The 14,452-nt window shown below is 42.0% G+C and carries 13 protein-coding genes; 2 read left to right on the forward strand and 11 right to left on the reverse strand.

The window, feature by feature from the left end:
- Nucleotides 1-8: 8 nt before the first annotated feature.
- From AC6F33_RS09655 to AC6F33_RS09675, 5 genes are all read right to left on the reverse strand, one after another.
- On the reverse strand, nucleotides 9-452 hold the full coding sequence (locus AC6F33_RS09655) for a hypothetical protein (protein WP_255747974.1): 444 nt from the start codon (nucleotides 450-452) through the stop codon (nucleotides 9-11).
- A 185-nt stretch (nucleotides 453-637) separates the two neighbouring features.
- Complete coding sequence (locus AC6F33_RS09660; protein ID WP_480947298.1) at nucleotides 638-949, reverse strand: hypothetical protein; 312 nt, start codon at nucleotides 947-949, stop codon at nucleotides 638-640.
- A gap of 171 nt (nucleotides 950-1,120) precedes the next feature.
- Entirely contained in the window at nucleotides 1,121-2,869 is a 1,749-nt protein-coding gene (locus AC6F33_RS09665; RefSeq protein WP_500778154.1) for an ABC transporter ATP-binding protein, read from the reverse strand.
- A 41-nt stretch (nucleotides 2,870-2,910) separates the two neighbouring features.
- Complete coding sequence (locus AC6F33_RS09670; RefSeq protein WP_255747972.1) at nucleotides 2,911-4,668, reverse strand: ABC transporter transmembrane domain-containing protein; 1,758 nt, start codon at nucleotides 4,666-4,668, stop codon at nucleotides 2,911-2,913.
- 527 nt (nucleotides 4,669-5,195) lie between these two features.
- Nucleotides 5,196-5,633, reverse strand: coding sequence for an Hsp20/alpha crystallin family protein (locus tag AC6F33_RS09675; protein WP_500777031.1), 438 nt, complete (start codon nucleotides 5,631-5,633; stop codon nucleotides 5,196-5,198).
- A 312-nt stretch (nucleotides 5,634-5,945) separates the two neighbouring features.
- Between AC6F33_RS09675 and AC6F33_RS09680 the strand changes: the two genes are divergently transcribed.
- Nucleotides 5,946-8,048, forward strand: a complete 2,103-nt coding sequence (locus AC6F33_RS09680) for a DNA topoisomerase III (protein ID WP_500777032.1) — start codon at nucleotides 5,946-5,948, stop codon at nucleotides 8,046-8,048.
- A 43-nt stretch (nucleotides 8,049-8,091) separates the two neighbouring features.
- On the opposite strand, the gene AC6F33_RS09685 is transcribed toward AC6F33_RS09680, so the two are convergent.
- The 3 genes from AC6F33_RS09685 to AC6F33_RS09695 all read right to left on the reverse strand — a co-directional run bounded on the left by AC6F33_RS09685 (nucleotide 8,092) and on the right by AC6F33_RS09695 (nucleotide 10,190).
- Nucleotides 8,092-8,790, reverse strand: coding sequence for an SGNH/GDSL hydrolase family protein (locus tag AC6F33_RS09685; RefSeq protein ID WP_255747968.1), 699 nt, complete (start codon nucleotides 8,788-8,790; stop codon nucleotides 8,092-8,094).
- A gap of 98 nt (nucleotides 8,791-8,888) precedes the next feature.
- Complete coding sequence (locus tag AC6F33_RS09690; protein ID WP_255747967.1) at nucleotides 8,889-9,395, reverse strand: threonine/serine exporter family protein; 507 nt, start codon at nucleotides 9,393-9,395, stop codon at nucleotides 8,889-8,891.
- Between the two features lie 9 nt (nucleotides 9,396-9,404).
- On the reverse strand, nucleotides 9,405-10,190 hold the full coding sequence (locus tag AC6F33_RS09695) for a threonine/serine exporter family protein (protein ID WP_255747966.1): 786 nt from the start codon (nucleotides 10,188-10,190) through the stop codon (nucleotides 9,405-9,407).
- 313 nt (nucleotides 10,191-10,503) lie between these two features.
- On the opposite strand from AC6F33_RS09695, the gene gpmA reads away from it, so the two are divergent.
- Nucleotides 10,504-11,247 (forward strand): 2,3-diphosphoglycerate-dependent phosphoglycerate mutase, encoded by a 744-nt coding sequence (gene gpmA / locus AC6F33_RS09700; protein WP_255747965.1) that lies wholly within the window; start codon nucleotides 10,504-10,506, stop codon nucleotides 11,245-11,247.
- Between the two features lie 333 nt (nucleotides 11,248-11,580).
- Here the strand turns inward: gpmA and AC6F33_RS09705 are convergent, their stop codons facing one another.
- From AC6F33_RS09705 to feoB, 3 genes are read right to left on the reverse strand one after another with little or no spacing between them, the layout of a single operon-like run.
- Nucleotides 11,581-11,982 (reverse strand): heavy-metal-associated domain-containing protein, encoded by a 402-nt coding sequence (locus AC6F33_RS09705; RefSeq protein WP_500777033.1) that lies wholly within the window; start codon nucleotides 11,980-11,982, stop codon nucleotides 11,581-11,583.
- Nucleotides 11,983-12,017: 35 nt separating this feature from the next.
- Entirely contained in the window at nucleotides 12,018-12,242 is a 225-nt protein-coding gene (locus tag AC6F33_RS09710; protein ID WP_500777034.1) for a hypothetical protein, read from the reverse strand.
- Between the two features lie 35 nt (nucleotides 12,243-12,277).
- Entirely contained in the window at nucleotides 12,278-14,413 is a 2,136-nt protein-coding gene (feoB, locus tag AC6F33_RS09715) for a ferrous iron transport protein B (RefSeq protein ID WP_500777035.1), read from the reverse strand.
- Nucleotides 14,414-14,452: the final 39 nt, after the last annotated feature.

The following is a 14,452-nucleotide window of genomic DNA, read 5'->3' on the forward strand; positions in this document are numbered from 1 at the left end:
TTCGAAACTCAGTCCGACATTTCTTTCTTTTGAACAATCGGCGGCTTTGGTGTAATACTGTCTGACTTGCCTGCCATGGCAGCAATTCCTGTAATGACAAGAATGATACCGGCCGGAAGCCCTGTACCAAAGAGTATTAAGCTGTTCAAACTTCCTGAAATGAGAAAACATAGGCCTGGAATTGTGTGCCAGCGTTTTTTAATAAAAAAGTATAAGGCTGTACCTGAAATGATAGAACATAATAAACCTGCGAAAAAGGCATGAATGCTGAATGCGTTTAAACTGTAAATGGCACCCGCGGAAGTTATTTGATCGGTATTCAGCCGCAATTCATCAATCATTCCGCTGTCGAAGTGGGCCGCTATATATGAAAATCCTCCAAAAATAAATTGGATCACCGTCAAGATTGTTCCTAGTATACCTGCTACACAAGCGGTAATACGCCTAAACATAACCCTCGCTCCTCATATGTCCGAATCAATGATCTTGATTCAATAGTATGCTTGGCCAACACGCGAGATGCATGGTCTTTGGTTTTTTGCTTACAAAGAGGAGCAGGACGATCAAGGTTTTGTCGTCCTGCTCCTCTTTGATACACCATTTATTTATCAATTAACTTCAGACGGTTTATCATAACTTAGCCATGTCGATACAAGCCAGGATTTACTCGCGCATTCTCTCGAGCAAGCTGAATAGTATCCATGATTTTCTGATGCAACGATTGTGCATCCTCGCCTTCAAGTACAAGTAAAATCTCTTTTTTTTGCACGGACGAAAGATAGGTCATCGTTTGTGGTAAATTTTTCATCGGGAAAGTTGAGCCATTGTTCGAAAAGTATGCTTTGCAACGGCACTTTCTTATGGTCTCAAACAGCCTGATCGCACGTTTTAAGGTAATGCCGCCACCTGGAGTAAGCGGAATTTTAATTGAAACAATTTGTTTTTCCATGATTAAAAATCACCTCTAAATCCATTTCTCGGACACTCCAGCTACATCTATTATTATATGTCATCTTTCCACACTTTCGAAACAATAGGCATGCTGCTTGGTTGAATATGAAAAAAGAAGCCCGATATTAAAGGACTCCTCATTAATGATCATTAAATAAAAATCGTTTTTTCACTGTGCTGAAGACACTTCACCTGCGCCTTTTCCATGCTGTAATTGGTACATATTAAAGTACAGACCACCTTTTTGAAGCAGTTCTTGATGTGTTCCGCGTTCAACAATTTCGCCTCTATGGAGCACCAAGATTTGATCAGCGTCCTGAATTGTTGACAGTCGATGGGCAATCGCAATTGTCGTTCTGCCCTTTCTCATTTTAGACAAGGCTGTTTGAATTGCTTCCTCTGTCTCTGTGTCTACGCTCGCTGTCGCTTCATCAAGGACAAGTATTTTCGGGTCTTGAGCCATCGTTCGAGCGAAGGACAGCAACTGCCTCTGACCGCTTGAGAAGGTCGCTCCGCGCTCCCCAACTGGCTCATGGTATTGTTTCGGTAGCTTCGTTATGAAGTGATCCGCCTGGACAAATTCTGCCGCTTTCCTTACCTGTTCATCAGTTAGCTTCTCGTGACTCAGTCGAATATTATCAGCTACATCGCCCACAAACATAAAGGAGTCTTGGAGAACCAGACCGATACGTTTTCGTAGTTCGCCATCAGAAAATGCGGTTAGCGGCTGTCCGTCAATGAAGACAGTGCCTTGTTCAATCGGATAGAAACGCATGAGCAGATTAATAATCGAACTCTTTCCGCTCCCTGTATGACCAACAAGCGCAATGGTTTCGCCCGGATTTGCTGTGAAAGAAATATTCTTCAAAACCGGGTTCTTGCCATCGTAAGCGAACGTGACATTGCGAAATTCCACTCGTCCTTCCTGTACTGCCGGATTCACATCGCCCTGCTGAACAGGTGCCATGCGCTGATCATCAAGCAACCCGAATACCCGTTCAGCGGAAACCATCGCCTGCTGGAAGATGGTCAACTGCTGCATAATTTGGTTGATCGGATCAAAAAATCGGTCAAGATAATTGATAAACGCATACAAAACACCAATTTTGACTGCATTGTCAAATGACTGGATACCAAAAAAGCTCAAGATCATCATTAAACCAATGAGGTAAACAGAGTAAACGGCCGAACGGAGCATGAGACTGTTTAACCGTACACTTTTTAGCAGTGCCTTTTTATGATCATTATTGATTTTGCCAAATTCCCGCCTCAACCGTTTCTGTTGCCGCATTGCCTGAATCATTGACATTCCTTGCAGCGACTCGTTCAGTTTCGCATTTAGCTGGCTGAGTTTCACTCGTGTAACCCGGTATACTTTCGAGCTCAATGTACGATACACCCACATCAGAACCAGAAGAAAAGGCATCAGAATGAAACAAATAAGTGCCAGACGAGAATCAAGGAAAAACATGCCCGCGAAAATACCGATCATCATAATTGTGCTGTTCACAATTGTCGACAATACCGTGACATACAGATCCTTGATGGTTTCGGTATCATTTGTGATTCGAGACACCAGACTTCCTCCCGGCGTCTGGTCAAAAAAGCGTAAACCGAGATGCTGTACCTTAGAAAACACTTCTACCCGCATGATTTGGATAATGTTCAGTGCAATTTTCTGAAACGATATGACTTGATAATAATTAAATAAAGCAGAAATTGCATACAAACCGATGAATAAAGCGCCAAGCAAAATCAGCGGCTGAACCGGAAATACACGCGGTGTCAGATAATCATCAATAAACACCTTCATCACGATCGGTCCAAGAACATCCGCGCCGGTAGCAATCAATAACACAATGAATGTAATGATTACTTTTTTCTTAAAGTATTTAAGATAAGACAGCAGCCGTCTCATAACTCGACGTCCTGAGAGCTGCGCGAGATTCTGTTCCTCGTTCACGCCTTTGTGCCTCCTTCCGAAACAAGCGATTCAAGTTGTTGGTGCGCGTACATCTCCGCGTACCATCCTTCTGCTTGAATAAGATCTTCATGCGTTCCCCGTTCGATAATTTTGCCATCGCCCATGACAATGATGAGGTCGGCGTGTTCAACTGCACTTAAACGATGTGCAGATATCAGCGTTGTTTTATTTCGACGTTCATGTTTGAGCGCATGAAGTATGGAAACCTCAGTACGAGCATCAACTGCAGAAAGCGAATCATCGAAAATCAACAGTTCAGGATCGGCAAGCAGCGCCCGGGCAATTGAAATACGTTGTTTCTGCCCCCCTGATAATGTAACGCCTCGTTCCCCGACAACCGTCTCGTACCCTTCTTTAAAATGAAGAATATCTTCATGAATACTTGCTAACTTAGCAACGCGTTCAACTTCTTCTTGGGATGCTTCCGGTTTTGCAAACGCAATATTCTCAGCAATGGTTGCTGAAAATAAGATATGATCCTGTGGGACATAGCCAATGGCACTTCGAAGCGCATCAAGTGTGACTGCCTGTATTGCGGTTCCGCCTATACTTATCTGACCATCCTTGATGTCAAATTCACGCAGAAGCAACCGCAGCAATGTGGTTTTTCCTGCACCCGTTTTCCCCACAATACCTAATGTTTGTCCTTGGTTAACTTGAAAACGGATATCAGTCAACGCATCAGAATCACTTCCCGGATAGCGGAAACTCCGTATTGAAAAATCAATCGATCCGCTCGGCACTTGATCAGAAGCACCCTTCTGATCTGTAATTTCCGGTTTTATTGCTAATAGCCGCCGAATCCGATCATAGGAAGCACTGCCACGTTCGACAATATTGAATAGAAAACCGAATGCGAGCATTGGCCAAACAAGCTGACCGAGATACAGAGTAAAACTTGTTAATCCGCCAAGCGTCATTGACCCGCCAACCACATAAACTGATCCGAAGATGAGTGCAAGAAAATAACAAAAGGCAACGATGAACGTTATGGTTGGATCAAACAATGAGTCTACTTTTGCAACCGCAATATTTTTATTGACCACATCTTGTGATGCCTTTCGAAACATAGTGATCTGTGCGTCTTCTTCACCAAACGCCTTGATCACTCGAACGCCGGATACGTTTTCCTGCACTTTATCATTGAGATCGGAAAAAGCGGCTTGTGCTTTTCCAAAACGTTTATGCAATAGTGATCCATAATACATGGTGAGTATAACCATAATTGGCATAGGCAGCAGCGTAATTAAAGTCAGTTTCCAGCTGATAAACACGGACATGGTCACGATAACCATGCCGCCGAGTGTTATTGAATCAAATAAAGTGAGAATACCTTCACCAGCAGCACCTTGAACTGCATTAATATCATTGGTCGCATGCGCCATTAAGTCGCCGATCCGTCTTTTTTGAAAAAAGTTGGGTGACAGTTTCGTGAAGTGTTTATATAAATCATTTCTTAACTGATTCGCTAAAATAATGGACGATCCAAAAATTAATTGGCGCCAAATATAGCCTGTAAAATAATAAATGATCCCAATGATTACTAGAAATGCAATCCATTTTCCTAAAGTTAACGGAGTTAAACTTCTTGTTCTGATATCGTCAACTAAAATACCGACAACATAAGGAGGAATCATCGATAAAAAACTTGAAAGCATGAGAAAGATGACACCAAAAGAATATTTCAATCGTTCTTGCTTAAAAAACCACCATAAATCAATAAAAATACGCACCAGACAACCCCCTCGTCAAACAACCTTATCTTTAAAAACACAAAAAAGCCACAAGAGAACAGAGTTCCTTTCTCCTGTGGCTTCATAGACAAAAACCGTAAAAAATACCGATTATTATGTCAACAATACCGAAGGAAAGAGGTAAGTGTCACAAAATCAACAACAGAATGTACAAATGAATACTTAACTCCATTTACCATCTTCTGAGTATTCTTCATGACGCTCACCTCCTTCCCTATTTGAATCAATGTAGCAATTATATAATTTTTTCCAAATGAAGTAAACCATCAATTTAAAGTATTTATTATAATTGCTCTGTTAAATAATGGTCAATTCTTGGCGGATCATTCAACCGACATGTTACCGGCAAAACATAATTAAAGTAAACCTGAAAACTATATGTATAAAAAAGGATGTCTCATGAAAAGTTAATTTCTTAACTTAGAGACATCCTTTTTCGTTTTATTGTTCAAATTTCTAACATTCTAGTTTTGTCAGCTTCTCACTCATTTAGAGCTGATATTCATTTAATTTATAGTAATTTCCTTACGATCACGTTTGCTTTCTTCCTTTTTAGGCAAGGTAATTTGAAGCACTCCGTCCTTAAACGCGGCTTTAATTCCATCCTCTTTAACGTTGTCAAACATAAAATGACGTGTATAAGAACCGGACGCACGCTCTTTTCTAATGAAGCTGCCGTCTTCTGCTTTTTCACTTGTTTGCTGATCACGTGTTGCATCAACAGTCAGAACACCGCGATCAAAATCAAGATGGATACTGTCTTTACTGAAGCCAGGCAGATCCAGTTTTACACTGTAAGCATCATCACGTTCTTGAACATCTGCAGCGAATGTCTGCAATCCACTATTGTGAAAGAAGTTGTGCCCCCATTCATCAAACCAGGAAGGCAAGAAATCAAAGAATCCGTCACGGTCTTTTTTCGTTGGATAAAGATTTGCCATCATAAATTCCTCCTCATTAATTTAAGGCTGTCCAAAAGTTACGTCTGTCTTTTCACGTTGCTTTGACACGTAATGTCTAAGAACTATGAAATTACATGACTGCTCGCTCCTTTTAAACGTGTTTGATTTTTTAATTCGGGGTTTGAATTTCATCTCTTCTAACCCTTACAACTGTATTATAACCGTTTGGTCAGTAAAGGTCAAATGTTTTTGACCTTTACTGATCTTTTTTCAAGAACCTGAAATTATGCGTGTATTCCGTTATAATAGGCTGTATCAGTCAATAGGTTTTATAAGAGAAAGGAATTTCCGTATATGTCAAAATCACTCGTTTTAGCTGAAAAACCCAGCGTTGCTCGTGAAATTGCGCGTGTTCTGGACTGCAAGAAGACGAACCGCAGCTTCATTGAAGGAGAACGCTATATTGTTACCTGGGCACTTGGTCATCTTATCGAATTAAAAATGCCTGAAGAGTACGATAATAAATACAAAACCTGGCGGCTTGAAGATCTCCCGATTATTCCAAAACAGATGGAAACTAAGCCGATTAAACAAACGCGTGCACAATTTCAAGCGATTGCCAAGCTAGCTAAGCGATCGGATATCAGTGAATTGATTATCGCGACTGATGCGGGACGCGAAGGTGAACTAGTGGCGCGGTGGATCCTTGAAAAAATCAATTGGCGCAAGCCAGTCAAAAGACTTTGGATTTCATCGCAAACTGACAAAGCCATTCGTACCGGCTTCAAACAACTTAAACCTTCGAAAGAATATGACGACCTGTTTCAATCTGCTGTTTGCCGCTCAGAAGCAGACTGGCTGATTGGGCTCAACATTTCACGGGCCCTTACGACAAAATACAATGATTCGCTCTCTGCCGGACGTGTACAAACACCGACGCTTGCCATGATTTTAGAACGTGAACAAACCATTCAATCCTTCCAGCCCAAGCCCTACTGGAATCTTTCTGTTGATTTAAATGGCGGTACCGCTTCTTGGAAAAACGGTGATCGAACACGCATTGCAACAAGAGATGAAGCCGCTGCGTTGAAGAACAAGGTGTCTGGCCATCAAGCTGTGGTTCGCAGTGTCGTCATTAAAGAAAAGCGGGAGAAGCAGCCGCTTCCCTATGATTTGACCGAACTGCAACGTGATGCGAATAGAAAGCTTGGCTTCTCAGCAAAAAAAACACTCAATGTTCTTCAGAACCTTTATGAGCGTTATAAAATTGTTACGTACCCGCGTACGGATTCGCGTTACCTCACCAAGGATATTGCTGCGACGATGCCCGAGCGGCTTCGCGCCATTTCTTCCGTCTACGGTGATGAAGTTCGTGCGATTCTGCACAAGCAAAATGGCAAGGTAAAAGCTGCTTATGTATATAATGACTTAAAGGTTAGTGATCACCACGCCTTGATTCCAACGGAAGAACCTGTCTATATTCATGATTTGTCCGATGATGAACGTCGACTGTACGATTTAATCGTTCGAAGATTTTTAGCCCTCTTCTACCCTGAGTACACATTCCAGAGCATGCGTGCGGAGTTAGAAATTAATGGGGAAACGTTCGTATTGAAAGAAACAAAAGAACTGGATTTGGGATTTAAACGTTTGAACGAATCATCCGGCAAACAAGTGAGTGAGGACAGCCTTAATGTGACAAAAGGGCAAAAATTGCCAGTACATCAGGTTCTGCTGGATGAAAAAATGACAGAGCCGCCTGCACGTTTCTCAGAAGCTGACTTATTAACAAAAATGGAGACATTTGGTTTAGGAACACCAGCCACCCGAGCAGATATTATTGAGAAAATACTGCTCGCCGAATCTGTTGAGCGTGTAAATGGGCGTTTGCGCCCTACCGGCAAAGGCAAACAATTGATTGACCTTGTAAGCACGGATCTGAAATCTCCAAAGCTTACTGCAGAATGGGAACGGCAATTAGAAAATATCGCAAAAGGCAGTGGGAATGCGAATCAGTTTATGGCAGAAATTCGCAAACGCACCTTAGAACTGGTGCGCGAAGTCAGAAACAGTCAGCAAGACTATAAAATTCAGAATTTAACCGGATCTAAATGTCCGGAATGCGGCTCGCCAATGAAAGAAGTTAGAGACCGTGATGGCGGACGGGTTCTTGTTTGCATTAATCGTGCCTGTGGACTACGAAAGCGTAAAGATCCGAAATTATCGAATAAGCGCTGTCCGACCTGCCATAAAAAGATGGAAATGCATAAAGGAAAAGCGGGATTGTATTTTCAGTGCCGCACTTGTGGAATCATTGAAAAGGCAGATCAAATTAAGAAAAAAGCGGATAAAAAAGAAACTCGGAGGCTGCTCAATAAACTGAATAACAACAGTGACCCGATCGGAAACAGTCTTGCAGATGCCTTAAAAGCAGCGATAAAAGAAAAAAATGAGTAAGAAAAGCCTTTTGGCTTTACTTACTCATTTTTTAGTACTTTTGTTACACAGCATGCATTTCCGTGACACTTTTTCTGAGTTCAGGCACGAACCCAGACACAATCTCAGCTAACGCTTTATATCCCTGGGCTGTCGGATGCAAGCCGTCTTCATTAATCAACGCCTTCAAATCGCCTTTCAGTTTAAACGCGGAACGGACATCAATAAGCGTTGCACCACTCTTTTTACACAGATCTTTGAGTGCGCGATTGTACATCCCGTGCCAATGCTCAATACCGCCGCACATACCGATCCAATGACCAATCGAGTGACTGTAGTGACTCATCAGCGACTGATAATATCTGGCAGGATCAAGCGGCAGCAAACTTAAGATTACGGGCAGAGCTCCTGTCGCCGAAATACGATCAATCATAAGCTTTATGTTGGACAAATAGCGATCGATCGGAACAATCGGTACATGTTCCGAATCCGGAAGCTTTGCAACTTGATCCCAAGGAAAATTGCAATCATTTCCGCCTACATTAATGAGCACAAGATCCGGATGCTCGTCTAGCACATCATGATCAAGTCTTTGTACAAGAAGATCTGAGTTGTCGTTAAAGACGCCTTTGTTGATGACCTCATCCCCATCGCCAAGGAAGCGTTGCAGTAATGCAGGATAATTTTCACGAATGATCTTAAATCTTCCGCGTACAAATGTAATACCCCGTGTCACACTATCGCCAAAACAGATCAATTTCATAACCGCTCACCTCTCAAAATAACCGGATGTACATAATTCTTTCATTCGGTCTGTTTCATTTGCATTTATAGTAACAAATTACCTAATTAATTTACAGTTTATTTCGAGAAATGTTTCACTTTTTTTGAAAGAAAAAGTCCAGCTGCCATTTTATTTGATGCATGATGCTTCATTTTTTCGAAAATTTGATAAAACACTTCTGCCAAAATCAATCCCATTGCAATCGCTCCGGACAAAACAAATACCTTCTCAGCAAAATAAATAGCAACATCATAATTGTTATCCACCGCACGGCTCATTACCGAATAAGTGAGCCCTCCGGGAACAAGTGGAATAATACCCGATACACTATATAGAATGACCGGATTTTTGCATAGCCGTGCAAAGATCTGACTCATGAGCGCAATGACAAATGATGCGGCAAAGGTGGCAACAAAATCATTGCCGCTATAGTGAAACAGGAAGAAGTAGATCAGCCAAGCAATCATTCCAATCAAACCACCATGGATCAGCGGTTTAAATGGAATATTGAATATAATACCAAACGCACATGTGGCAAGATAACTAGTAATCGATTGAATGGTAATGACGACAAATAAGTGCATGAACTCACCTCAACCGAGCACAATTGCGGCCGTCACGCCAATGCCAATGGCAAAGGCTGTCAGGCCTGCTTCTGCGCTTTTCGATAGTCCGGCGACCAAGTCGCCGGCCATGATATCTCTCACAGCGTTTGTGATTGGCACTCCGGGAACGAGCGGCATCACAGCACCGATGATAATTTTATTCATTTCGACACCGAATCCCAACTTTACACTGACTAATGCAATCATTCCGATAAAAATCGATGACATAAATTCAGAAAAGAACTTAACTTTCGCGAGCCGATGCAGATAAATCATTCCGGCTTGACCAGCACCGCCTGCGATAAATGCCGGCAGCAAATCTTGCCATTTACCCAAGAACATGAGTAAAAAACAGCTGCTGGCAATCGCAGCTGCAAGAATCTGCAAGCTGTTCGAATACATGACTGTAGAACGATCGATCTGGATTAAATCACGGTGCAGATCCTTCAGACTGACTTCGCCATGAGCAACTCTTCTTGACAAGGTGTTTACTTGCGTGACCTTACGCAGATTAGTTCCTCGATTCTTGATTCTCACAAGCTGCGTGACATCGTGGTCTTCAATGGAGAAGATGATTCCGGTTGGCGTAACAAAACTCTGCGCATCATGCACAGAAAAGCTGTTAGCGATTCGATTCATTGTATCCTCAACCCGATATGTCTCTGCCCCGTTCTGCAGCAGAATTTTTCCCGTTAATACGCAAACAGCCGCAACTTCATGCACAAATCCTTCCTTGCTGTCCTTCCTCTTATATGACCCTAAGAAACCATTCATTTTCACGACTTCTCTCTCTTTTTTTGAGTAAGATCATTATAATATGAGCATTGGCTGATAACAATACTTTCACATTGTTTTAAAAGATGAAAATGTCAAAGATAAAAAAGCATGTTATAATTAATTGATGAAAAATCACTGTTTCGTCATTCTATGCCGCTTGACGCGAGTGATTTGAGTAAAATGGCTTCATCACGTCGATACTTTTAATGCATGCTGCCCGTGCATAAAACGTGACTGATACACCATCGTTCACGATTCGGGTAAGCATTAATTATCGAATGTGCAAATTTGAGAGGAGTGTTTCACACTAATGATCAAACTCGTATTGATCAGGCACGGTCAAAGTGCTTGGAACCTTGAAAACCGTTTTACTGGTTGGACTGACGTAGACCTTACGGAAAAAGGTGAACAAGAAGCAACAGAAGCAGGAGAAATTCTGAAGAAAAACGGCTACACATTTGACCAAGCCTATACTTCCGTGCTCACAAGAGCAAACCACACCTTATGGAATGTGCTCCACGAACTCAACCTTACTTGGATTCCTGTAGAACATTCATGGCGCTTGAATGAACGCCATTATGGTGCTCTTCAAGGATTGAACAAGGCAAAAACTGCTGAAAAATACGGTGCTGAACAGGTACATATCTGGAGACGTTCCGCTGACATTAAGCCGCCGGCTCTTGAAAAAGACGACGAACGTTTTGTTGCTCAGCTGAATGATCCGAGATACGCTAATCTTCCTGAATCGGAACAACCGCTTACGGAAGACCTTCTTGATACGGTTGACCGCGTACTTGTTTATTGGAACAATGAAATTGCTCCGCAAATCAAGGAAGGCAAAAAGGTTATTATCGCAGCACACGGCAACTCACTGCGTGCGCTTGTTAAACACCTTGACAACGTGGATGCAGGTACAATTGTTGGTCTGAACATTCCTACAGGCACACCGCTTGTTTATGAATTAGACGATAATCTGAAGCCGCTCAATCGCTACTACTTGACCGCTGACGGTCCTAGCGATAAAGAAGTACTTCCTTCTGCAGAAACAAAATAATTTAACTTTGAAAAGCACTCCGTACGGAGTGCTTTTTTATACCAATTTTGATGGAGACAGATATAAAATAAAAAAAAATCCCTTGAAAATTCAAGGGATTAATTATGGATAAAATCCGTTCAAATCCTGATGCATTGATCGTGATGGGCAATCCGACCAATATAAGAATTTAACGCATCCATATAAAATAACTGGGTAACCATGCAAGGTGCAAAGTATTATGATGGGCATTTAACAACTCATAACAAAGATATTGTAAACCCTTTCTTCAAAAATGTAAAGGCTGTCATTCTTTTTACAGTGCATGATTCATTTTTTATAATAAGACCTATTTTAGTTGATATTATTTAATTGGTCACCTGATGGTGTATGATTCCCTATAATCCTCATGACTGTATAACCTGCCTCAGATACGATACGTCGCAGATCCTTTTCCGGCAGAGGTTGTCGCATGTGAACCGTAGCCGTCCGCGTATCCAAACTAGCCTTGGCCAAGATACCATCCAATCTATTAAAAGCATTTTCAATGTGGATGACACAGTTATGACAAGTCATTCCATCGATTAGCAACGTCGCTACATAAGGATAATGTGCCATATCTCGATCATGAACTTTTATTTTCTTTTCAGGCGCTTCACTGGATCCGCAGCATCCTGAACGCATTTTCTTCCTTGTACTTTGTAAAGCAAATCCAGCAAGTATGACGAGTAGTGCAAAAATGAGAAACGTCGCCATTTAATCAGGTCCTTCCACAAAATTAATAATATGGCTTACTTACGAATCATCGCACGCAATTCAGTTGCTGTCGGCTTTTGGATCGATGCGGCTGCAATCGAACATGGCTTTTGGTGAGCATTCCGCTTCAGATTTTCAATGGGACATGATCCACTCAAACCACAGTCCGTACACACGCTTTTGTTTCTCTTTACATAACGCAACGCCAAGAAATACATTGAACTGACAAGAACAAAAATAAGAAGTGTTGACAGATTCAAAATCAGGTCCCCCCTCATTAGGTCGCTTTAGTCGTTCAAGCTCGCGCACTTGTGCTTCGCAAATCGACGGTATGTGACCGCGGAGCGGGCCGCAGGAGCAGATATAGGACAAATGCAATAATAATCAAGGCGAGAATCGGCCCAAGCCCAAAGTTCTTCCCAAGGAAGAATACACTGCCGAGCTGATAAACAACAAAGGCAATACTATAACCGAGCAACGTTTGATAACCAAGCGCAATAAACGTCCATTTACTACTGCCCATCTCTCTGCTCGTCGCCCCGATCGCAGCAAAGCAAGGTGGATTGAAGAGATTAAATAGCATGAAAGATAAGGCACTGACACCTGTGAACATTGAACCAACACCAGCAATAAGCGCTTGCGTATTCGCTTCATCGGAAACACCACTTAAAACTGCCAAAGTGCCTATCGCATTTTCTTTCGCAACAAGCGCACTGATTGTCGCCACTGCACCTTTCCATGTACCGAAGCCTAACGGAATAAAGATCCAACTGATCAATTGACCAAGAGTAGCGAGTATACTCCGATCAATGTCGTCAACCATTCGCATATTCCATCCAAATGAGGAGAGGAACCAAATCAATCCGCAAGCAATAAAAATTATTGTACCAGCCTTCACAATAAAATGTTTGCCGCGCTCCCACATGTGAATCAGAACGCCTTTGAGTGAAGGCAACCGGTAAGACGGAAGTTCCATAACGAACGGTGCCGGCTCCCCAGCAAACAGTCTTGTTTTCTTTAAGATGATTCCGGAGACAGCGATCATCGTCAGTCCTAGAAAATACATTGCCGGTGCGATCCAGGTGGAACCAGGAAAGAAAGTTGTGACAATCATCGTAATAATTGTCAGCTTCGCACCACAGGGAATAAATGTCGTAAGCATAATTGTCATTTTCCGGTCTTTCTCGTTTTCAATTGTCCGTGTTGCCATAATGCCTGGAACACCACATCCAGAACTGATCAGTATTGGAATGAATGACTTTCCTGATAAGCCGAAGCGACGGAAAATTCGATCCATTATAAAAGCGACGCGAGCCATATACCCAGAATCCTCTAAAATAGAGAGGAAGAAAAAGAGAATCAGCATCTGCGGAACAAAACCAAGAACTGTACCTACGCCTCCGATAATGCCGTCAACAATCAAACCATTCAGCCAATCTGCTGTACCGATTGTTTCAAGAAAATGCGTTGCGGCTTCTGTTATCCAGCCGCCAAATAAGGTATCATTTGTCCAATCGGTCACTAACGTTCCAAGCGTTGTTACCGAAATATAGTAAACGAGCCATATAATACCCGCAAAAATAGGCAGTGAAAGAAAGCGATTTGTAACAATCCGATCAATCTTGTCAGAAGCAGTCAACTTTCTACCTTTTTTATGTAATGTATCTTCAAGAACGTTCTCAATATAATCATAACGTTCATTCGTAATAATCGATTCACTATCATCCTCAAATTCTTTTTCGACCCGAGCTACGACTGTGTTCAGCTTTGTTCGCAGTTGTTCGGATAATGTTACTGATGCCAGCACTTTCTCATCGCGTTCAAAAAACTTAACTGAGTACCAACGCAAACGTTCCGGTTCTGCATGTTCCTTTACAAGTTCAGAAATTGATGCAATCGATGCCTCAACTTCTTTACTGAATACTGGTTTTGCAGGAATGGCTGTCTTGGAAGTTGCCAATTCAATAGCTTTTTCCGCAGCCGTCATTGACCCTATCCCCTTAACTGCTGAGGTTTCAACCACGGGACAGCCGAGTTTATCTGCGAGTTTCTTCACATTTATTTTATCGCCGGATTTCTTAATGATATCGATCATGTTTAAAGCAATGATCACTGGTATGCCTAATTCAACGACTTGAGTCGTCAAATACAAATTACGTTCCAAATTTGTGCCGTCAACCAGATTAATAATTGCATCCGGACACTCATGAATCAGATAGTTACGGCTGACCACTTCCTCAAGTGTATAGGGTGAAAGTGAATAAATACCCGGGAGATCGGTAATAATCACATCTTTATGACCTTTAAGACGGCCTTCCTTTTTCTCAACCGTTACACCTGGCCAATTACCGACATATTGACTGCTGCCAGTTAGATCATTAAACATTGTAGTCTTCCCGCAGTTCGGATTCCCGACTAAAGCAATTTTCATTGTCATTGTCCTTTCCAATTTAATCATTGATTATGGCTT

Source organism: Sporolactobacillus sp. BBK16-2 (assembly GCF_059878335.1).

Bases quoted from the DNA above. Each gene is read 5' to 3' on its own strand.
- AC6F33_RS09655 (WP_255747974.1), bottom strand. From the start codon at position 452: ATGTTTAGGCGTATTACCGCTTGTGTAGCAGGTATACTAGGAACAATC.
- AC6F33_RS09660 (WP_480947298.1), bottom strand. From the start codon at position 949: ATGGAAAAACAAATTGTTTCAATTAAAATTCCGCTTACTCCAGGTGGC.
- AC6F33_RS09685 (WP_255747968.1), bottom strand. From the start codon at position 8,790: ATGAAATTGATCTGTTTTGGCGATAGTGTGACACGGGGTATTACATTT.
- AC6F33_RS09680 (WP_500777032.1), top strand. From the start codon at position 5,946: ATGTCAAAATCACTCGTTTTAGCTGAAAAACCCAGCGTTGCTCGTGAA.
- AC6F33_RS09695 (WP_255747966.1), bottom strand. From the start codon at position 10,190: ATGAATGGTTTCTTAGGGTCATATAAGAGGAAGGACAGCAAGGAAGGA.
- AC6F33_RS09690 (WP_255747967.1), bottom strand. From the start codon at position 9,395: ATGCACTTATTTGTCGTCATTACCATTCAATCGATTACTAGTTATCTT.
- AC6F33_RS09665 (WP_500778154.1), bottom strand. From the start codon at position 2,869: ATGAGACGGCTGCTGTCTTATCTTAAATACTTTAAGAAAAAAGTAATC.
- feoB (WP_500777035.1), bottom strand. From the start codon at position 14,413: ATGAAAATTGCTTTAGTCGGGAATCCGAACTGCGGGAAGACTACAATG.
- AC6F33_RS09705 (WP_500777033.1), bottom strand. From the start codon at position 11,982: ATGGCGACGTTTCTCATTTTTGCACTACTCGTCATACTTGCTGGATTT.
- gpmA (WP_255747965.1), top strand. From the start codon at position 10,504: ATGATCAAACTCGTATTGATCAGGCACGGTCAAAGTGCTTGGAACCTT.
- AC6F33_RS09675 (WP_500777031.1), bottom strand. From the start codon at position 5,633: ATGATGGCAAATCTTTATCCAACGAAAAAAGACCGTGACGGATTCTTT.